Below are 17,671 nucleotides of genomic sequence, written 5' to 3'. Positions count from 1 at the left end.
GGTGTCATCAGGACCGAAGCGATCGACCAAACACTCGATGTCGTCCTGGCCTAGTGCGCAATTGCGCACGGGAGCCAGGACCATTACCCCAGGGAGGAGTTTGGCGAAGATCAGTCGTTCGGTACTCCCATCGATCGCAATCGATGGACCTCGCGGTATGGGTCCTGGCTTTCGCCAGGACGACATCGGGGACCCTTACTGCCGCCTCGGCTTCGGCGGCTCGGGCGGCGGTGGCGGCGCGGCTGGCGGCGCGTTGTTGCTGGCGCCGAACAGGACGCGGGTCGGGTTGCGGTCGAAATTGTTGACGGCGCGGCTGATGTCGCCGAGCGTGCGGCGGCCGTCGGTCATCAATGCGCCGGAGCGCTTGTCGAAATCGTCGGCCAGTTCGCGGATCGACTTCACCGCCTGGAACAGCTCGCCGCCGTCCTTGCCGCCGGCGAGCGTGTTGAGGCCGAGCATGAGGCTATCGGCCTTGAGCATCACGCCGTCGACCTTGGCCATCACGCCGTCGATCTTCTCGGAGTTGCGGGCGAGCGAGTTGGTGAAGGTCTCGAGGTTCTTCAGCGAGTTCTTCACCGACTCCTGATTGTCGGCGACGATCTTGTTGATGTTCTGGAGCGTCCCGCGGATCGCCTCGGTGACGTCCTGGAGCTTGTTGGGATCGGCCGTCAGCGTCGGAATGCCGTCCTCGTCGAGCGGTGGCGCAGGCGCTGCCTCCTCGCCGCCCTTGAGCGAGATCGCGGCAACGCCGGTCAGGCCCTGGAATTCGAGGCCGACCAGGGTGTCCTTGCGGATCGGGGCGTTATTCTCGACCATGGCGAGTGCGACAACCCGCCGCGGGTTGTCGAGCTTCACCGAGACCACCTCGCCCACCCGGATACCGTTGAAATTGACGCTGCCGCCGTTGCGCAGGCCCGCGGCCGGGCCCTCGAACACGACGCGCAGGGGGCTGCGCTGCTTGGTGGTGTGCAGCGACTGAAACCACAGCACGAAGCCGATCGCGGCGGCGATCACCGCCAGCGTGAACGACCCGATCAGCACGTAATTTGCCCGCGTTTCCATCAGCTACTCCGGCACCTCAGCCCATCACCGCGCGAGCGCGTTTGCCATGGAAATATTGCCTCAGCCAGGGATGCTGCGAGGCCTGCATGTCGGCGATCGACCCTGCCGCAATGATCTTACCGTTGCCTAAAACGGCGATGCGGTCACATGCTGTGTAAAGGCTATCGAGGTCGTGGGTTACCATGAAAACGGTCAGCCCCAAAGTACGCTGCAGAGTCCTGACCAGTTCGTCGAAGTCGCCGGCGCCGATCGGGTCCAGGCCCGAGGTCGGCTCGTCCAGGAAGACGAGATCCGGGTCGAGCGACAGCGCGCGCGCCAGCGCCACGCGCTTGATCATGCCGCCCGACAGTTCCGAGGGAAAGCGATCGGCGACCTCAGGCTTCAGACCCACCATGGTGAGCTTGGCGATCGTGATCTCGTCCATCAGCCGCTGCGACACCCGCAGATATTCGCGCATCGGAAACTGGATGTTTTGCCGCACCGTGAGCGAGGAGAACAGCGCGCCCTGCTGAAACAGCACGCCCCAGCGCCGCTCCACGTTGCGACGCTGCGACGTATTGGAGGCATCCAGGTCGACGCCGAACACCTCGATGCTTCCTGCGACCTTAGGCACGAGGCCGATGATCGTGCGTGTCAGCACGGACTTGCCCGCGCCGGAAGGGCCGACGAAGCCCAAAATCTCGCCGCGCCTGACGTCGAGGTCGAGCCCGTCGAGCACGCGCGTCGCGCCGAACTGCACGGTGATGTCTCGGACGCGAATGATCGGGTTCTGAATTTCGGGAGCCATCGTCACATCCCGATCGCGGCGAAGAAGATGGCGAACACGCCGTCCATGACAATGACGAAAAAAATGCCTTTCACGACAGACGACGTCGTGTGCTGCCCGAGCGATTCCGCGCTGCCCTGCACCGCGAGCCCCTCGACGCAGGCGACGATGCCGATCACCGCGGCCATGACAGGTGCCTTGACGATGCCAACGATGAAATGGTCGATCGAGATAGCGTCGCGCAGCCGCAGCAGGAAAGCCTCCGGCTGCACGCCCCCATAGAGCCAGGCGACGAGGCCGCCGCCATAGAGCGCGGCCATCGCGCCGAGGAAGGCCAGGATCGGCAGCGCGAGAACGAGCGCGAGCATGCGCGGCAGCACCAGCACCTCGATCGGGTCGAAACCCATGGTGCGCAGCGCGTCGATCTCCTCGCGCATCTTCATCGAGCCGAGTTCGGCGGTGTAGGCGCTGCCCGAGCGGCCCGCGACCATGATCGCGACCAGCAGCACGCCGATCTCGCGGAGCACCAGCACGCCGAGCATGTCAACGACGAACAGGTCGGCGCCGAACCTGCGGAAATGGAAGATGCCCTGCTGGGCGATGATGCAGCCGATCAGGAAGGTGATCAGCACCACGATCGGCACCGCGCGCCAGCAGACCTGCTCCAGATGATGCACGGTCGAGGTCAGGCGGAACGAGCGCGGATGAATCAGGGTGCGCGCGACCGCCGCGAGCACCGCGCCGAGCATGTCGATCAGGCCTGCGACCGTGCCGGCAACGCCGGCCACGGCTCGGCCGATCTGCTCCAGCATGCCGGTGATGGTGATCGTGCTGCTGTCGATGACAGGCGTCGCCCTGACCCGCCGCACCTCGTCCACAAGGCTGGAATAATTGGCGGAGAGGCCGGCGATCTGCGCCTCGACGGCGCCCTGCGTCAGGCTGCGGCGCAGCCGCTCGATCAGCCAGGCACCAAAGGTGTCGAGCTTGGAGACCTCGGACACGTCGATGAAGATGCTTTGTGGGCCGCCGGCGAGCTTCTCGGCGTCAGCCACCATCCGCTCCAGGACCGGCGCGAAGCTCGCGGTCCAGGTTCCGGTGGCGCAGAGTGCCAGCGCATTGCCCTTCGCAATCCGTTCCAGCTTCGGATCGCCGTTCAAGATGTCCGCTCCCGTGCCGGGGCGCGAGAAACGGTTGAAATCAGATGGTTGCGCACGCGCCCTTACCCGGAGAAGGTATCCCCAACTGGTTAACCTTAGTTGCTAGAGGTAACCAGCAGGTTCAGATTTCGCCAGAGTTTAAAATGACTTCCAGCAAAGTTCCTGCCCTCGCTGCGCGAATCGAGCGCTTTCCCATCGCAGGCAGTTTCACCATCAGCCGGGGCGCCAAGACCGAGGCCGTCACCGTTGTGGCCGAGGTCCGCCGGAAGGGCCTGACCGGCCGCGGCGAATGCGTGCCCTATCCCCGCTATGGCGAGACGCCGGAGGCGACCCTTGCCGCCATCAAGGCCATGCAGGACGCCGTGGCCGGCGGCCTCACCCGCCAGGCCCTGCAAGCCGCCATGCCGCCCGGGGCGGCCCGCAATGCCCTGGATTGTGCCCTGATCGATCTGGAAGCCAAGGCGGCCGGATTGCGGGCCTGGAGCGTGCTCGACCGCCCGGCGCCGGGCGAACGCACCACGGCCTACACGATCTCGCTGGACACGCCCGAGGCCATGGCGGCGGCGACTGCCAAGGCGGCGCACCGGCCGCTGCTCAAGATCAAGCTCGGCGGCGACGGCGACGGGGAGCGGATCGCCGCGGTGCGCAACGCCGCACCCGAATCCGAGCTGATCGTGGATGCCAACGAGGCCTGGACCGAAGCCAATCTGGAGCAGAATCTTGCGGCCTGCGAGGCCGTCGGCGTCACCTTGGTCGAGCAGCCGCTGCCCGCGGGCCAAGACGACGCGCTGGCGCGGATCAAGCGGCCGCTGGTGGTTTGCGCCGACGAGAGCGTGCACGACCGCACTTCGCTGGCGTCGCTCCGCGAGCGCTACGACGCCGTGAACATCAAGCTCGACAAGACCGGCGGCCTCACCGAGGCGCTGGCGATGGCCGATGCCGCGCAGGCGCTCGGCTTCGAGATCATGATCGGCTGCATGGTCGCGACCTCGCTGTCGATGGCGCCTGCGATGCTGGTGACGCCGCAGGCGCGCTTCGTCGATCTCGACGGCCCGCTGCTGCTGACGCGCGACCGCGATCATGGCCTGCGTTATGATGACAGCCTGGTCTACCCGCCGGACTCGTCGCTCTGGGGATGAGCTTTCAGCCGGTGCCGCGCCGACCAGATCAAAAGCGCACCCACACCGGCCATCGCGGCCATGACGTAATACAGGCCGTCGCCGATGCGGGCGTAGATCGCGCCCGACGCGATCGAGGTGGTCGCACCCAGCAGCCCGTTGCACGCGGCGTAATAGCCCTGCCCCCGCGCGATCTGATGCGACGGCACGCGCTGCACCAGCAGACTCATCGTGCCGAGAATGGTCATCCCGAAGGTGAGGCCGTGGCCGAGCTGCACGACCGCGAGCAGCGCGAGCGGCGGGTCGTACGCGGTGACGACCCAGCGCACGACCGCGCTCGCGCCCCCGATCGCCATGAGCGAGGACGGGTGCAGCGAGAAGCGCGGCGACAGCGCGAACACGACGATCTCCGCGATCACCCCTAACGTCCAGAGGCCCGCGATCGTCAGCCCGCCGAGGCCGTGGGCCTGCCAGTTGATGGCCGAGAACGTATAGTACGCGACGTGACTGCCCTGGATCAGCGCGGCCGAAACGATGATGGCCCAGAAGCCGGCATCGCGCAGCAGCGCCTTGCCGGCGTGCATCGCCGTCGTCCTTCGCCTGACATCGTCGAGCGGCTGCAGCAGCATGCCGGCGGCGACCGCAACCACGGCCCAGGCGACGATGACCCAGATCAGATCGCGCGCCGCGATGTGGTCTACGAGATAGCCGCAGGCGAGCGAGCCGGCCGCGAACGCTGCCGAACCCCACAGCCGCACCGGCCCGTAATCGAGCCCGTAGCGGGCGACGCCACGCAGCGCATAGGCGTCGGTCAGCGGCATGGTCGGCGTCCACATCATGCAGGTCAGCGCATAGATCAGGAACAGCGCCAGCGGCTGCTGCTGCAAGCCGACCGCCGTGAACCCGATCGCCGTCGCCAGCACCGACACCATCATGCCGGCGCGAATCGCATGTCTCTTTTCGGCAAAGGCGGTGACCTGCGGCAGCGTGGTGAAGCGCGTGATTGCGGGCAGCGCGTTGATGAGGCCGATCCAGGCCGCGTCGATGCCAATCGCCTTCAGCCAGACCGGAAAGAACGGCAGATGCGTACCCGAGACCGCGAACACCGCCGAATAGAACAGCGCGAGGCTCACGGCGAATCGCCGCTTCCGAGCTGCTGCGATGGGGATTTGTGATTCGCCTGCCATCAAACCAATTGCGATTCGGCCAATATCGTGGTGATCGTTACAGTAACGCGTACTGATTTGCGCGACGAGATTGACATGGCCAACGAAGCATTCGCCCTCTCGCCTATGTCTGCCCGTGCGGCCGAGCCGAACGAGCAGGATTACGACGCGATCCGCGAAGCCTTCATGGAGACCGCGCGCGGCCGCTGGTTCCTCGGCGAATACGCCAAGCGCAACCGCAATGCCGATACCCGCATGGTGCTCGACGCGGTCGCGAAAATCGAAGAAGCCCTTGCGGCACAGCGCCAACCCGTCGTCGAGGACCGCCTCCCCGAAGCCTTGGGCGCCATCCGGCACGCGATTCGTGAAGCCGAGACGATCGCAATCGCGGCGTTCGATCCTGCTGCGATCGAGGCGAGGCTCGCACCGATCCCGCGCGGCCTGCGCATCATCAAGGAGATCTCCTGGCGCTGGCGCGAGATCGGTGCCGACGGCCGAATCTGCGACCTGATTGATTCGCAGCTCGCCTCGATCGAGGCGGCCTGCGCGCAGGTTTCGACCATCGACCCCCGCGCCGACCTCAAGGCCGCATTCGATCTGCTCAAGGACCGGATCGACCAAACCGACGCTGACGCAACACCGCAGGCCGCGCGCCCCTCGCCGGCTCCGGTGCAGGAGGCACCGTCGTCCGCTGCGGAAGCTCCGCTGGCGGAGGCCGCGCCTGCGGCGATGGCCAGCGAAGCACCCGTGGCTTTTACGGAGGCGCCGCAGGACATCGCAGAGGCGATCGAGCCCGAAGCCGCCGCGGAAGCGGCCGGAATCGTCTCCGAGGCCTTCTCCGTTGCCGAGCAGGCGACGGACGCCGCGCTCGAGCCGGAGACCGTCGCCGAGAGCCGGATCGCGCCTGAAGACATCGCTTTTGAAGAGCCGGCCACTGAGGCTTTCGCGGAGGTGACGGACGAATTTTCGCTCGATGCCGCCGCCGAAGCCGAGGACGAAGCCATCCTCGAGGCCATCGCGCTGGAGATGGCCGCGCCCGACCCCGAATTCGACGAGATCATCGAACCGGTCGAGATGGAAGCGACCGTTCCGGAACCGGTGGTTGCGGAGGCTGCAGCGCCCATCGCAGCCGAGATACCGGAGCCGGCCGCAGCCGAGCCAGTCGCCGCCGCAGCGGTGGTGGAGGAGCCCGTAGAGGAAGCGCCGATCGCGATGGAATCGCTGGCGCGCCTCACCAACGCCATTGCGGAAGCCGCCGCCGAAGTGATGGAGCAGCCGGCGCCCGTCATGGCAGCATCCGCGACATTCGGCGCGGCGCAGGCCACGACGCTCCCGATGACGTCGCCGGTTCCGGAAGCTTCGCTTGGCGCCACCATCCTCGCCAGCGGCATCCTGCAAAAGCCCCGCGCCGCCGCCAACGATCCCATGGCGCCAATCCGCCGCATGACCCAGGCCGAGAAGATCGCGTTCTTCTCGTAAGGGGATGCGGCCTGCTCCGTCTCATGTCCCGGACAAGCGAAGCACAGATCCGGGACCCACGAGCCACAGCTTCCGTCGCCACATGGCCCCGGCTCTGCAGCGCACCGTCGAAGAGACGCCACGCTGCGTCCGCGGCACGAGAGCGGAATGAGGAAAACACTCTCTCCTCAACGTCATTGCGAGCGCAGCGCGCTCCGCTCGCAATGACGGATGCTCAGCCGATCACCCGCAATTCCACACCGCACCGATCGGCGTCCGCGTCCAGCACGGCCCAAAACTGCCGCCATTGTAGCGGCCGCCGCCGAAGCCGGGCCGGCCGAAATAGCGCCACTCGCCGTCCCAGCCGTAATATTGGGGGACCGGATCGATATACCAATGGCGCCGGGCGCTAGGCGACATCCGCCGCATCGCTTCCTTCTGCTTGTAGAGCGGAATGCTGTTGCTCAGCGGCTGGCGATAGCCCGGCAGGAAGCCGTAACCATGCCAAGCTTGCTTGGGACGCTTTTGGATCGAAGCAGCCGGCGCGACAGCCGGCAGCAGCGATAGGACGATAGCGACAGATAGACATAAAAAGCGTGACATGGATGGACGATAGACGGCCGCTTGCGGAATGACCATTCAATTTCGAGTGCCAAGTAACAAAGCCCTCACGAAATCGAATAGCAGATCGAGCGGCAGGAATCCTATTGATTAAGGTCAAGGAAACATGATTGGCGAAGTGATTGTCATTGGCGATCTGCAATTGCGTGACGGCGCCTCTGTCGACGAACACGACCGACTCGGCGCGCGCATGTACGACATCGTCAGCCGTCTTCCCGGCTTTGTATCGGTCAAGTCGTTCAAGGCCGACGACGGCGAGGAGCTCACCGTGTTCCGTTTTGCCTCTGAGGAAGCGCTCGAAGCCTGGCGCACCCATCCCGAACATGTCGAGACGATGAAGCGAGGACATGCCGAATTCTACGCCAGCGGCTTCCTGCAGATCTGCAAGGTGATCCGCGAGGTCGGACCATTCGAGCACGCGTGACGCCGTCCCGCATCGTTCGATCGTGCGCTGCTAGCTGATCACACCCTTCCTGATCAGGAAGCATCCGTAACTGCTGCTGTCGCCGACCTGCACGACGCCAAAGCTCGCCGCCGCCGCGCGATAAAAATCCGGCCGCGAGAGTTTTCCGGGCGTGACGGGCCGGCCAGCGGCGCGTTCGATCTCGGCGAGCACCGCGCGCTGCACGTCGGGGACGCGGTCGGGATCGTCGACCGGCATCATCACGCGGACCGGATCGGGATCGAAATCGTCGAGCGGATAGACCGACATGATGGCGCGAATCGCGGTCTCCATGCTCATGCCCGGCAACTGGATCAAGCGCTGCGAATGCGTGCTCTGCGCGATGCGCGCCGAGGGGTGATTGGCATCGACGAAAGCGAGATCGTCGCCATGGCCCATGGAAGCCAGCAGCCAAAGCAGGTCGGGCGTGAGGATCGGATCGATCGATTTCAGCATGTGACGGACTGTCCTCCCATTGGGCGCCCACCTCGGCAGGTCCAAGCGTGATTCAGATCACGCAGCCTACCATGGTGATGGGGATCACGGACATCAAACTCGAACGCGGCCAAGTTTGCCGGCAACCAATCTCGTATCGAGATCAGTGCCAAAGGAGCACGCCATGTTCCGCCTAAAACCTTTCCTGATGACGGCTAGCCTGCTGGGGAGCCTGTTCGGCTTTGCCTGCGGCCCAGTTTCCGCGCAAGTCGCCCCGGTCGAGCCGGCCCCTACCGCGCTGCAAGGCCCGGAACAGCGTGTCGCGCTGGTGATCGGCAATTCGAACTATCAGAACGCGCCGCAGCTCGCCAATCCGGACAACGACGCGGAGTCCATGGCGAAGTTCCTGAACTCCGCCGGCTTCGAAGTGGTCGCCGCGACCGACCTGACTCAGAACGACATGCTCCGCGTCGTCCAGGACTTCTCCGCCAAAGTGTCGGCGCGTGGTCCGAACACGGTGGCGATGGTCTACTATGCCGGCCACGGCGTGCAACTCGCCGGCGAGAACTACCTCGTTCCGGTCGACGCCAAGGTCTCGAGCCAGACCGAACTCGTCAACAACTCCGTCCGCCTGGTCGACGTGATGTCGACGCTGGAGACGATCCCGAGCCGTATGCGCATCGTCATTCTCGATGCCTGCCGCAATAACCCGTTCCCGAACGTGAACGATGCCGGCCGCGGCCTAGCCATCGTCGATGCCCCGAACGGCTCGATCGTCGGCTACTCGACCGCGCCGGGCGCCGAAGCGCAGGACGGCACCGGCGGCCACAGCCCCTACACGCAGGCCTTCCTGAACGTCGCGCGCGAGCCCAACGTGCCGATCGAGCAGCTGTTCAAGCGCGTGCGCCTCGAAGTGAACCAGACCACCAGCGGCGCGCAGATCCCGTGGGAGAGCTCGTCGCTCACGTCCGACTTCACCTTCTTCGGCGACACCGCGGTTGCCGCCAGCCGCGCACCGGTGAATGCGCCTGTGGTGCAGATGGCCTCCAATCTGCCGAGCCGCTCGACGCGCCAGGCCTATGACTACGTCGTGTCCGAAGCACGGCCGGAGTACTATCAGGAATTCATCACGATGTATCCGCACGACCCGCTGTGCGATCACGTCCGCTGGCTGCTCAACAACCTGCTGCTCACGCAGGCCTGGCACAAGGCGGTGCTCGCGAACTCGCCGCTCGGCTACAAGAACTTCTACGACAGCTACGGCAACACGCCCTATGCGCAGGTCGCGCTGAAGCTCCAGATGCAGCCGAAGCAGATCCCCTTGATGCAGGCGACCAAGTTCCTGGCGCCGCAGAATATCGCCCCGACCTTCAAGATCGGCAATCTCGGCCAGCCCAAATACATGCCGCTGCAGCAGGGTAATGGCGGCGCGCAAGTGAACGGCAATTTGCCGATCGTGCAGAAGTCGGGCGACAACAACGGCATCGGCAAGCTCGGACATGTCGGCCAGATCGTCAACCTGCCCGCGGGCAACAACCAGCCCAACCAGCAGAACGGCACGCCGTCGCAGACCCCGGGCAAGATCGTGACCCTGCCTGCGCCGACCAACACCACCAACAACAATGGCGGCATCGGCAAGATCGTGACGCTGCCTGCGACCAACAAGACGCCGAATGGTACTGCCAACGGCACAACCAGTGGCAATCCTGGCAAGATCGTGAGCATGCCGGTCAATGTCGGCAAGGGCGGCACGACCATCGATACGAAGCCCGTCAACGTTCAGACGCAGAACAACCCGATCCGCATCAACAACGGGGCGAAGATCAGCAACAACCCCGTGAACAAGGTGCAGGTGCAGAACAACAACCACCCGCAGTTCAATGAGACCAACCGGATCGTCAACAACGGCAGCAACAATTTCCGGCAGTCGATGAACCAGAGCCAGGGTGGCAACGGCGGCAACAACCACCGCGGCTTCATGCACTGATCGCGGTCGGCCACACACGACAAAGGGCAGAGCGGTGACGCTCTGCCCTTCTTGATGTCAGAAGATTGATTATCAGGCCACCAGCTCGGCAAACAGATCAGCGTCGACATTGCCGCCGGAGAGCACGATGACGACATTCTTGCCGGCAACATCAAGTCGTCCCGCAAGCAGCGCCGCCAGGCCGACCGCTCCGCCCGGTTCGACCACGAGCTTCAGCTCGCGATAGGCAAAGGCGACGGCCGCGCCGACTTCCTTGTCCGAGGCGGTGACGCCGCGCGCGAGCAGCTTGCTGTTGATCGCAAACGTCATCTCGCCGGGGATCAGGGCCATCAGCGCATCGCATATGGTGCGGCCGGCGGGTGCGTGCGGCTCGCGATGGCCCGCGGTCAGCGAAAGGCTATGATCGTCGAATGCCTCGGGCTCGGCGACGACGATTTGGGCCAACGGAAAGCGTGCCTTCACGGCCGTCGCGACGCCCGCGATCAGACCGCCGCCGGAGGCCGGCGCTACCACGATGTCAGGAGCGAGACCGAGTGCCGCCATGTCCTCGGCGATCTCGCGGCCGGCCGTGCCTTGACCGGCGATCACGAAGGGATCGTCATAGGGCCTGACCAGCGTCGCGCCGCGCTTCTCGGCGATGCCGCGCGAGATCGCCTCGCGGTCGTCGCGGTCGCGGTCGTACAGCACGACCTCGGCACCGTAGGATTTGGTACGCTCGCGCTTTGACAACGGCGCATCCGCGGGCATCACGATGGTCGCCTGCATGTCGAGGATCTTTGCCGCCGCCGCCACGCCCTGGGCGTGGTTGCCGGAGGAGAACGCGACCACGCCGCCGGCGCGCTTGTCCTGCGGGATCGAGGCGACCTTGTTGAAGGCACCGCGAAACTTGAACGAGCCGGTGCGCTGGAGCATCTCCGGCTTGAGATAGACCTTTGCACCGACACGCTCGTTGAGCACGGGAAAGGACAACAGCGGGGTGCGGACGGCGAAGGGTGCGATTACGCGTGCTGCGGCGTCGATATCGGCAGGGCCGATCGGGAGAAGCTGTTCTGTCATGCCTGAATGTTATCGCGCCGGATGAGGCGCGGGCAAGGCATCTCCGCGCGAGGCTTTGGGCTCTCAGGCGACGAATCGCGCCGGCTCTGCCCCGTTTCGGCCGGGCAGCACCGCGCCGACGGCCAAAATGCTGTCGATAAAAGCCCGGGCCGAGGCCTCCCAGGTGTAGTTGGCGGCGAATTCCACGCAGTCCTGCCGGGAGATGTCGAGCGCGGCAAAGCAGGCGCTGCGCAGATCGTGATCGAGCGCGCCAACCGGCGCATCGCCGATCACGTCGCGGGGGCCCTTCACCGGGAAGGCCGCGACCGGCAGGCCGCTCGCCAGCGCTTCGAGCAGGACCAGGCCGAACGTGTCGGTCTTGCTCGGAAATACGAAGACGTCGGCCGCAGCATAGATGTCCGCCAGCTCCTCGCCGTGCTTTTCGCCGAGGAAGATCGCGTCCGGATAGGCCTCCTCCAGCGCGACACGCGCCGGGCCGTCACCTACGATCACCTTGGTGCCGGGCAGCTCGAGGTCGAGGAATGCCTCGAGATTCTTCTCCACCGCGACGCGGCCGACCGAGAGGAACACCGGCGCCGGCAGGCAGAGATCGATCGCTCGGGGATGGAACAAATGGGTGTCGACGCCGCGAGGCCACAGCACGACATTGTGGAAGCCGCGCTCGGTCAGCTCGCTGGCGAGCGCCGGCGTTGCCGCCATCACGGCGCGGCTGGGGCTGTGAAATCGGCGCAGCGCCCGCCAGATCAGCGAGCCCGGCACCGGCACGCGGGCGCGGACATATTCGGGAAAGCGGGTGTGGAAGCTGGTCGTGAAGGGCAGCTTGCGCTGCCGGCAATAGCGGCGGACCATCAGGCCGATCGGCCCCTCCGTCGCGATGTGGATGCTGTCCGGGCGCGCCTCTTCGATCAGCTTCGCGATTCTGCCCGGGCGCGGCATGGCCACCCGCACGTCCCGATAGCTCGGCATCGCAAAGGTGCGGAACCATTGCGGCGTCAGGAACGAGAATTCGACGTCGAGACTTTTGGCGGCGTCGGCAAGCTTGGTCAGCGTCCGAACCACACCGTTGACTTGCGGGTGCCAGGCGTCGGTCGCGACCAGGATGCGCATCAGGCTGCCCTTGTCATGCGGCTTTGGCTGCGATCTGCGGGACCTGTGCCGGCTTCTCGGCCTGGTTCGCCCAGGTGATGATCTCGAAATGGCCCTCGTCGTGCTCGACCAGTGCCGTGCAGCTCTCGACCCAGTCGCCGCAATTCATGTAGCGGATGCCGCCCTCGTCGCGGATCACCGCGTAATGGATGTGGCCGCAGATCACGCCGTCGGCGTCGTGGCGCCGTGCCTCGGCAGCGAGTGCCTGCTCGAATGCGCCGATATAGTTGACCGCGTTCTTGACCTTCTGCTTGGCCCATTGCGACAGCGACCAATACGGCACCTTGAACATGCGCCTAAAGAAGTTGACGAAACGATTGAGCTGGATCGCGAAATCGTAGGCCTTGTCGCCGAGATGGGCCAGCCAGCGTGCGTTCTGCACCACGAGGTCGAAGATGTCGCCGTGGATGACGAGATACCGCTTGCCGTCCGCGCCGGTGTGGACGGTGTTCTCGACCACGTCGATGCCGCCGAAATGCGTGCCGTAATAGTTGCGCAGGAACTCGTCGTGATTGCCGGGGATGTAGATGACCTTGGCGCCCTTGCGCGCCTTGCGCAAAAGCTTCTGGACGAGGTCGTTATGCGATTGCGGCCAATGCCAGCTCGATTTCAGCGCCCAGCCGTCGACGATATCGCCGACGAGATAGATCGTGTCGGCATCATGGAAACGCAGGAAATCGAGCAGAAGATCGGCTTGAGAACCGCGGGCTCCGAGATGAACGTCGGAGATGAACAACGTGCGAAAGCGCCGCTCCGGGCTCTCGTCACTCACATCGTAACTTCCCATGCGCCAGCCTGTAACAATGTCCCGTGACAGGGGGATGACCAATCGAACCCTTGAGGCACCCTCAGATACGAATCGCGCTTGCCTCGCCCACCCCGCGAATATCAGTCGCATGCGACAATCAGGCGACATGGCGTCGCAGCGCCCTCCGCAAGAACCCGGAGCTGCATGGCGGGACGGACTAGCGGTGGCGCGCTCGCGAGCGGCGTTCAGTAAAATTTATGGAAATGATGGATCGGGCCGTGTCCGTGGCCGACGCTGAAGCGGTCGGCGGCGGCGATCGCCGCGCTGATCCAGGTCTTGGCGTTGCGCACGGCGCGCTCGAGATCTTCGCCTCTGGCGAGCCCTGCGGCGACCGCCGAGGACAGCGAGCAGCCGGTGCCATGGGTGTTGCTTGTGGCAACGCGCGGCGCGGCGAGCGCGATCGTGGTGCTGGCATCGACGAGATAATCGATACTCTCGGCGCCCTCGCCGTGGCCGCCCTTGATCAGGACCGCACGACTGCCGAGCGCCAGCAGCCGGCGCCCCTGGCTTTCGATCTCGGCCTCGCTGGCCGCGACCGGCTCGTCGAGCAGAGCCGCGGCCTCGGGCAGATTGGGTGTGATCACCGAGGCCAGCGGCATCAGCTTGATGCGCAGGGCATCGACGGCATCGGACGCGAGCAGGCGATCGCCCGACGTCGCCACCATCACGGGATCGAGCACGATATGCCCGGGCGCCCAGCGCGACAGCGCGGCCGCGATCGCATCGATGCTGGCGGCTTGCGCCACCATGCCGATCTTGACCGCGCCGACCTCGAGATCGGAAAACACCGCGTCGATCTGCGCGGTGACGAATTCGGCGGGCACGGCGTGAATGCCGGTGACGCCGCGGGTGTTCTGCGCCGTCAGCGCCGTGATGGCGGAAGCGCCAAAAACGCCGAGCGCGGCAAAGGTCTTCAGGTCGGCCTGGATGCCGGCGCCTCCGCTCGAATCGGAGCCGGCAATGGTCAGCGCTACGGGTGTCGTCATGGGGCGCTCTTCAGCGTTTTCGAAGCCATGGCCCGTCCTAGCGCGCCTCTCCCAGCCCAGCAAGTTCGCTTGCTAAATCCGGCCGGGTTTGGCCTATTAGCCGTCAGATATGCTTTCGGAGTGACCGCGATGGTTCCCTTTTTCGTCCAGATCAAATGCAAGCTCGGCCAATCCTATGTGGTCGCCAATGCGCTTGCCGAAGCCGAGATCGCCTCCGAGATCTATTCCACGGCCGGTCAATACGACCTGCTGGTGAAGTTCTACGTCGACAACGACACCGATATCGGCCACTTCGTCAACGAGAAGGTGCAGGTGCTGCCCGGCATCCAGGACACCCTCACCATCATCACCTTCAAGGCGTTTGGCGCGAGTTGACCGTCCGAAAAAGGGCAGGCCCGATCAGGTGCCGCCCTCCTTGCGCTTGGGACGCGGCGGACCGTCCACCGGCGGCAGCGATTTGAGATAGTCCGCCATCGCCGCGAGATCGTCGTCCGGCAGTTGCGAGGTGTTCTTGATCACCCGCGTCATCGCGCCGCCGACGCTGTCGCCGTCGGGCAATTCGCCGGTCTTCAGGAAATAGGTAATATCCTTCGCGCTCCACTCGCCGAGGCCCTTCTGGGTGATGTTGGGCACCCATCCCTCGCCTTCCGGATTGGGACCGCCGGCGAAGCGTTGTCCGGCCATGATGCCGCCAAGCGTGTTGCGCGGGCTGTGGCATTCCGCGCAATGGCCAAAACTGTTGACGAGATAGGCGCCGCGATTCCACTGCGGCGACTTCGCGCTGTCGGGGACGAAGGGCTTGTCGTCCAGAAATAAGAATTTCCAGATGCCGACGTTGCGCCGGATGTTGAACGGAAAGGGCACGTCGTGGTCGCGCACCTTGCCTGCGACGGCCGGCAGCGTTTTCAGGTACGCAAAGAGATCGAGCACGTCCTCGCGCCTGGCGTGCTGATAGGACGTATAGGGAAAGGCCGGAAAATAATGCCCTCCGTCCGGCGAGACCCCGTGCATCACCGCATTGACGAATTCGGCATCGTTCCATTTGCCGATGCCGTCGGTCGGATCGGACGAGATGTTCGGCGCATAGAACGTTCCGAACGGCGACTTGATCGCGACGCCGCCGCCGAGCCTGAGACGATCGGGCTGGTCGGGGACGGCATGGCATGAGGCGCAGCCGCCGGCGTTGAACATCAGCTGGCCATTGGCAAGATCAGGGACGCGGGCGGGCGCGGTGCCGACCGCCGCCCCCACCGGCGCGCTGAGCCACCAATAGACGCCGGCTGTGGCGAGTGCGGCGAGCAGCGCCACGGAGATTGTTCGTCGCAACATGCGGTCCTTTCGTCGTCGCGGCGAAGCTTATGACCGATGTCCTCGCGGCTCCAGCCACGAAGAATTTAGCCCACCGCAGCATGAAACGGGAATAAACTGCAATACCGGCTGTTGGAAGTTTGGCAGCCCAAACGGGTTCAGCAGGGAGAAAAATCATGAACAAGATCGTCATCGCCATGTCAGTGCTTGGCGCCGTTGCTTTTGCGGGTTCGGCCAGCGCCGAAAAGCTGAAAGCAACGCTCGACGCCAAGTCCGAGGTCCCCGCAACGACGAGCAGCGGCACCGGAACGGCCGATCTGGATTACGACGCCGCCAGCAAGAAGCTGTCCTGGAAGGTCACCTATTCCGGCCTGTCCGGGCCCGCCACCGCCGCGCATTTCCACGGACCTGCCGAGCCCGGCAAGAACGCCGGCGTTGCGATCCCGATCCCAGGCGCTGCCACCAGCCCGGCCGAGGGCTCGGCGACGCTGACCGACGCGCAGGCCGCCGATCTGCTCGGCGGCAAACTCTACGTCAACATCCACACCGCGGCCAATCCGGGCGGCGAGATCCGCGGTCAGGTGACGAAGTAAGCTTTCGAGCGATCCAACAAAAGGGGCGGCTGCTTGCGCAACCGCCCTTTTCGATTCCGCGTAGCGCTGGCGCAGGCGTCACACCTCAGGTTCGGCTGCGTTCAGCGCCTGCGCGAGGTCGGCGATCAAATCCGACGGGTGCTCGATGCCGATCGACAGCCGGATCGTGGAATCGAGCACGCCGATCTTCCGGCGGATGTCAGCGGGGACGCCGGAGTGGGTCATGGTGGCAGGCAGGCTCGCAAGCGACTCCGTTCCACCAAGGCTCACCGCCAGCTTGAGGATTTGCAGCGCGTTGAGGAATTTCATGGCGGCGGCCTTGCCGCCGACGATGTCGAACGAGAACGTGGACCCCGCCCCCGAGCATTGCCGTGCAAACACAAGTCCGTCCGGCGACGCCGCGTCGTGATGACCGAGATAGTGCACCTTGGCCACTTTGGGATGATCGCGCAGATAGTCCGCCACGAGGCGCGCATTCGCATCCGCCTTTTCCATGCGCAGGCTCAGCGTCTCGAGCGAGCGGTTGATCATCCAGCAGGAATGCGGATCGAGCTGGGTGCCGATGGCGCCCCGCAGCGCCTTGATGCCTTTCACCACCGCCTTCGCGCCGAGCGCGGCGCCCGCGATCAGATCTGAATGACCGCCGACATATTTCGTGAGCGAGTACAGGGAAATATCGGCGCCGTGCTCGATCGGTCGCTGAAACACCGGCCCGAGCAGCGTATTGTCGCAGGCGATGATCGGAACGTGTCCTTGCGCCTTTCCGATGGTGTCGGCGACACGCCGCATCATCGCGATGTCGACCAGCCCGTTGGTCGGGTTGGCCGGGGTCTCGATCAGGATCATCGAAACCCGGCCCTTGCGCATGGCCTCCTCCGCGGCCTGGCTGACCACGGCTTCATCGACGCCATCGGCGAAGCCGACGGCGCCGATCGACAGACGCGCAAGCGTATTCGTCAGCAGCGTTTCCGTGCCGCCGTAGAGCGGCTGGGAGTGCAGAATGACGTCGCCGGGGCGGACGAACGCCAGGATCGTGGTCGCGATGGCCGCCATGCCGGATGAGAACAGCGCACAGCTCTCGGTGCGCTCGTAGATCGCGAGCCTGTCCTCGACGATTTCGCTGTTGGGGTGATTGAAACGCGAATAGACCAGGCCCGCGCCCATCCCTTCCGGCGGCTCACGCCGGCCGGAGACGAAATCGAAGAAGTCCTGCCCGTCCTCGGCCGTCTTGAACACGAAGGTCGAGGTCAGGAACACCGGCGGCTTGACCGCGCCTTCCGACAATTGAGGATCGTAGCCATAGGTCAGCATTAGCGTTTCCGGATGCAGCATATGGTTGCCGATGTGCGTCTTAGACGGGAACGGTTTTACCATGGCTTGTCTCGCTGTTGCTGATTGAGGCGCTCGCCGCGGGTTGGAACTCCTGATGTCGTGACGCAGTCAGGAGCGAGATGCGTCAGCGTCAAAGCTCACGCCAATGCCGCGGCGGCTGGAGCAAAGATAGCTGCTCCGGTAGCGATCCGTCAGGCCTTGCGGATAGAATTTCCAGCAGCGCTGCGCGC

General features: G+C 64.9%; 18 protein-coding genes. 6 read left to right on the top strand and 12 right to left on the bottom strand.

Going from position 1 to position 17,671, the window contains the following annotated elements; all coding sequences use genetic code 11:
* Positions 1 to 195: 195 nt before the first annotated feature.
* Genes IVB54_RS13845 through IVB54_RS13835 form a run of 3 tightly spaced genes read right to left on the bottom strand, consistent with a single transcriptional unit; the run spans position 196 to position 2,985 of the window.
* Positions 196 to 1,062 carry an MlaD family protein gene (locus IVB54_RS13845; RefSeq protein WP_247338281.1) on the bottom strand — a complete coding sequence of 289 codons (867 nt, stop codon included), beginning with the start codon at positions 1,060 to 1,062 and terminating at the stop codon, positions 196 to 198.
* A gap of 16 nt (positions 1,063 to 1,078) precedes the next feature.
* Positions 1,079 to 1,849, bottom strand: a complete 771-nt coding sequence (locus tag IVB54_RS13840; protein ID WP_027518968.1) for an ABC transporter ATP-binding protein — start codon at positions 1,847 to 1,849, stop codon at positions 1,079 to 1,081.
* A gap of 2 nt (positions 1,850 to 1,851) precedes the next feature.
* On the bottom strand, positions 1,852 to 2,985 hold the full coding sequence (locus tag IVB54_RS13835; RefSeq protein ID WP_085348830.1) for an ABC transporter permease: 1,134 nt from the start codon (positions 2,983 to 2,985) through the stop codon (positions 1,852 to 1,854).
* 143 nt (positions 2,986 to 3,128) lie between these two features.
* On the opposite strand from IVB54_RS13835, the gene dgcA reads away from it, so the two are divergent.
* Positions 3,129 to 4,124 (top strand): N-acetyl-D-Glu racemase DgcA, encoded by a 996-nt coding sequence (dgcA, locus tag IVB54_RS13830; protein ID WP_204511766.1) that lies wholly within the window; start codon positions 3,129 to 3,131, stop codon positions 4,122 to 4,124.
* Here the strand turns inward: dgcA and IVB54_RS13825 are convergent.
* Positions 4,094 to 5,290 carry a major facilitator superfamily domain-containing protein 6 gene (locus IVB54_RS13825; protein WP_247455114.1) on the bottom strand — a complete coding sequence of 399 codons (1,197 nt, stop codon included), beginning with the start codon at positions 5,288 to 5,290 and terminating at the stop codon, positions 4,094 to 4,096. The genes dgcA and IVB54_RS13825 overlap by 31 nt on opposite strands.
* Positions 5,291 to 5,365: 75 nt before the next feature.
* Here IVB54_RS13825 and IVB54_RS13820 point away from each other — a divergent pair, with 75 nt between their 5' ends.
* Entirely contained in the window at positions 5,366 to 6,748 is a 1,383-nt protein-coding gene (locus tag IVB54_RS13820) for a hypothetical protein (protein WP_247777290.1), read from the top strand.
* A gap of 222 nt (positions 6,749 to 6,970) precedes the next feature.
* Here IVB54_RS13820 and IVB54_RS13815 read toward each other — a convergent pair whose 3' ends face one another.
* Complete coding sequence (locus tag IVB54_RS13815; RefSeq protein ID WP_247455116.1) at positions 6,971 to 7,366, bottom strand: hypothetical protein; 396 nt, start codon at positions 7,364 to 7,366, stop codon at positions 6,971 to 6,973.
* 88 nt (positions 7,367 to 7,454) lie between these two features.
* Here IVB54_RS13815 and IVB54_RS13810 point away from each other — a divergent pair, with 88 nt between their 5' ends.
* Positions 7,455 to 7,772 (top strand): antibiotic biosynthesis monooxygenase, encoded by a 318-nt coding sequence (locus tag IVB54_RS13810; protein WP_007602028.1) that lies wholly within the window; start codon positions 7,455 to 7,457, stop codon positions 7,770 to 7,772.
* Between the two features lie 30 nt (positions 7,773 to 7,802).
* Here the strand turns inward: IVB54_RS13810 and IVB54_RS13805 are convergent, their stop codons facing one another.
* Positions 7,803 to 8,246 (bottom strand): RbsD/FucU domain-containing protein, encoded by a 444-nt coding sequence (locus tag IVB54_RS13805; RefSeq protein WP_018457525.1) that lies wholly within the window; start codon positions 8,244 to 8,246, stop codon positions 7,803 to 7,805.
* Positions 8,247 to 8,409: 163 nt separating this feature from the next.
* Between IVB54_RS13805 and IVB54_RS13800 the strand changes: the two genes are divergently transcribed.
* Positions 8,410 to 10,212 (top strand): caspase family protein, encoded by a 1,803-nt coding sequence (locus IVB54_RS13800; RefSeq protein ID WP_018457524.1) that lies wholly within the window; start codon positions 8,410 to 8,412, stop codon positions 10,210 to 10,212.
* A gap of 72 nt (positions 10,213 to 10,284) precedes the next feature.
* On the opposite strand, the gene IVB54_RS13795 is transcribed toward IVB54_RS13800, so the two are convergent.
* The 4 genes from IVB54_RS13795 to thiD form a co-directional block, all read right to left on the bottom strand.
* The gene (locus tag IVB54_RS13795) at positions 10,285 to 11,268 is read right to left on the bottom strand and encodes a threonine/serine dehydratase (RefSeq protein ID WP_085348824.1); all 984 of its coding nucleotides are present in this window, start codon (positions 11,266 to 11,268) and stop codon (positions 10,285 to 10,287) included.
* A gap of 63 nt (positions 11,269 to 11,331) precedes the next feature.
* On the bottom strand, positions 11,332 to 12,375 hold the full coding sequence (locus tag IVB54_RS13790) for a glycosyltransferase family 1 protein (protein ID WP_247392539.1): 1,044 nt from the start codon (positions 12,373 to 12,375) through the stop codon (positions 11,332 to 11,334).
* Between the two features lie 13 nt (positions 12,376 to 12,388).
* On the bottom strand, positions 12,389 to 13,201 hold the full coding sequence (locus tag IVB54_RS13785; RefSeq protein ID WP_085348823.1) for a UDP-2,3-diacylglucosamine diphosphatase: 813 nt from the start codon (positions 13,199 to 13,201) through the stop codon (positions 12,389 to 12,391).
* Positions 13,202 to 13,407: 206 nt separating this feature from the next.
* A complete protein-coding gene (gene thiD / locus IVB54_RS13780) occupies positions 13,408 to 14,208 on the bottom strand; it encodes a bifunctional hydroxymethylpyrimidine kinase/phosphomethylpyrimidine kinase (RefSeq protein WP_247361715.1) in 801 nt (266 codons plus the stop codon).
* Positions 14,209 to 14,337: 129 nt separating this feature from the next.
* Here thiD and IVB54_RS13775 point away from each other — a divergent pair, with 129 nt between their 5' ends.
* The gene (locus tag IVB54_RS13775) at positions 14,338 to 14,583 is read left to right on the top strand and encodes an Lrp/AsnC family transcriptional regulator (RefSeq protein WP_007602021.1); all 246 of its coding nucleotides are present in this window, start codon (positions 14,338 to 14,340) and stop codon (positions 14,581 to 14,583) included.
* Positions 14,584 to 14,607: 24 nt separating this feature from the next.
* Here IVB54_RS13775 and IVB54_RS13770 read toward each other — a convergent pair whose 3' ends face one another.
* On the bottom strand, positions 14,608 to 15,537 hold the full coding sequence (locus IVB54_RS13770; protein ID WP_247455118.1) for a cytochrome c: 930 nt from the start codon (positions 15,535 to 15,537) through the stop codon (positions 14,608 to 14,610).
* A 155-nt stretch (positions 15,538 to 15,692) separates the two neighbouring features.
* Here IVB54_RS13770 and IVB54_RS13765 point away from each other — a divergent pair, with 155 nt between their 5' ends.
* On the top strand, positions 15,693 to 16,109 hold the full coding sequence (locus IVB54_RS13765; RefSeq protein WP_007602019.1) for a CHRD domain-containing protein: 417 nt from the start codon (positions 15,693 to 15,695) through the stop codon (positions 16,107 to 16,109).
* A 78-nt stretch (positions 16,110 to 16,187) separates the two neighbouring features.
* Here IVB54_RS13765 and IVB54_RS13760 read toward each other — a convergent pair whose 3' ends face one another.
* A complete protein-coding gene (locus IVB54_RS13760; protein WP_247455121.1) occupies positions 16,188 to 17,483 on the bottom strand; it encodes a cystathionine gamma-synthase family protein in 1,296 nt (431 codons plus the stop codon).
* Between the last annotated feature and the right edge of the window lie 188 nt (positions 17,484 to 17,671).

This window comes from Bradyrhizobium sp. CW1, from assembly GCF_023100665.1.
GTDB lineage: Bacteria > Pseudomonadota > Alphaproteobacteria > Rhizobiales > Xanthobacteraceae > Bradyrhizobium > Bradyrhizobium canariense_D.
Note: the sequence above shows the minus strand (reverse complement) of the source record. Positions and strands in the feature narration are given on the sequence as shown.

Coding starts and splice junctions, on each gene's coding strand:
- IVB54_RS13840 (WP_027518968.1), bottom strand. CDS start 1,849: ATGGCTCCCGAAATTCAGAACCCGATCATTCGCGTCCGAGACATCACC.
- IVB54_RS13765 (WP_007602019.1), top strand. CDS start 15,693: ATGAACAAGATCGTCATCGCCATGTCAGTGCTTGGCGCCGTTGCTTTT.
- IVB54_RS13845 (WP_247338281.1), bottom strand. CDS start 1,062: ATGGAAACGCGGGCAAATTACGTGCTGATCGGGTCGTTCACGCTGGCG.
- dgcA (WP_204511766.1), top strand. CDS start 3,129: ATGACTTCCAGCAAAGTTCCTGCCCTCGCTGCGCGAATCGAGCGCTTT.
- IVB54_RS13775 (WP_007602021.1), top strand. CDS start 14,338: ATGGTTCCCTTTTTCGTCCAGATCAAATGCAAGCTCGGCCAATCCTAT.
- IVB54_RS13825 (WP_247455114.1), bottom strand. CDS start 5,290: ATGGCAGGCGAATCACAAATCCCCATCGCAGCAGCTCGGAAGCGGCGA.
- IVB54_RS13770 (WP_247455118.1), bottom strand. CDS start 15,537: ATGTTGCGACGAACAATCTCCGTGGCGCTGCTCGCCGCACTCGCCACA.
- IVB54_RS13760 (WP_247455121.1), bottom strand. CDS start 17,483: ATGGTAAAACCGTTCCCGTCTAAGACGCACATCGGCAACCATATGCTG.
- thiD (WP_247361715.1), bottom strand. CDS start 14,208: ATGACGACACCCGTAGCGCTGACCATTGCCGGCTCCGATTCGAGCGGA.
- IVB54_RS13800 (WP_018457524.1), top strand. CDS start 8,410: ATGTTCCGCCTAAAACCTTTCCTGATGACGGCTAGCCTGCTGGGGAGC.
- IVB54_RS13815 (WP_247455116.1), bottom strand. CDS start 7,366: ATGGTCATTCCGCAAGCGGCCGTCTATCGTCCATCCATGTCACGCTTT.
- IVB54_RS13820 (WP_247777290.1), top strand. CDS start 5,366: ATGGCCAACGAAGCATTCGCCCTCTCGCCTATGTCTGCCCGTGCGGCC.
- IVB54_RS13785 (WP_085348823.1), bottom strand. CDS start 13,201: ATGGGAAGTTACGATGTGAGTGACGAGAGCCCGGAGCGGCGCTTTCGC.
- IVB54_RS13810 (WP_007602028.1), top strand. CDS start 7,455: ATGATTGGCGAAGTGATTGTCATTGGCGATCTGCAATTGCGTGACGGC.
- IVB54_RS13795 (WP_085348824.1), bottom strand. CDS start 11,268: ATGACAGAACAGCTTCTCCCGATCGGCCCTGCCGATATCGACGCCGCA.
- IVB54_RS13790 (WP_247392539.1), bottom strand. CDS start 12,375: ATGCGCATCCTGGTCGCGACCGACGCCTGGCACCCGCAAGTCAACGGT.
- IVB54_RS13805 (WP_018457525.1), bottom strand. CDS start 8,246: ATGCTGAAATCGATCGATCCGATCCTCACGCCCGACCTGCTTTGGCTG.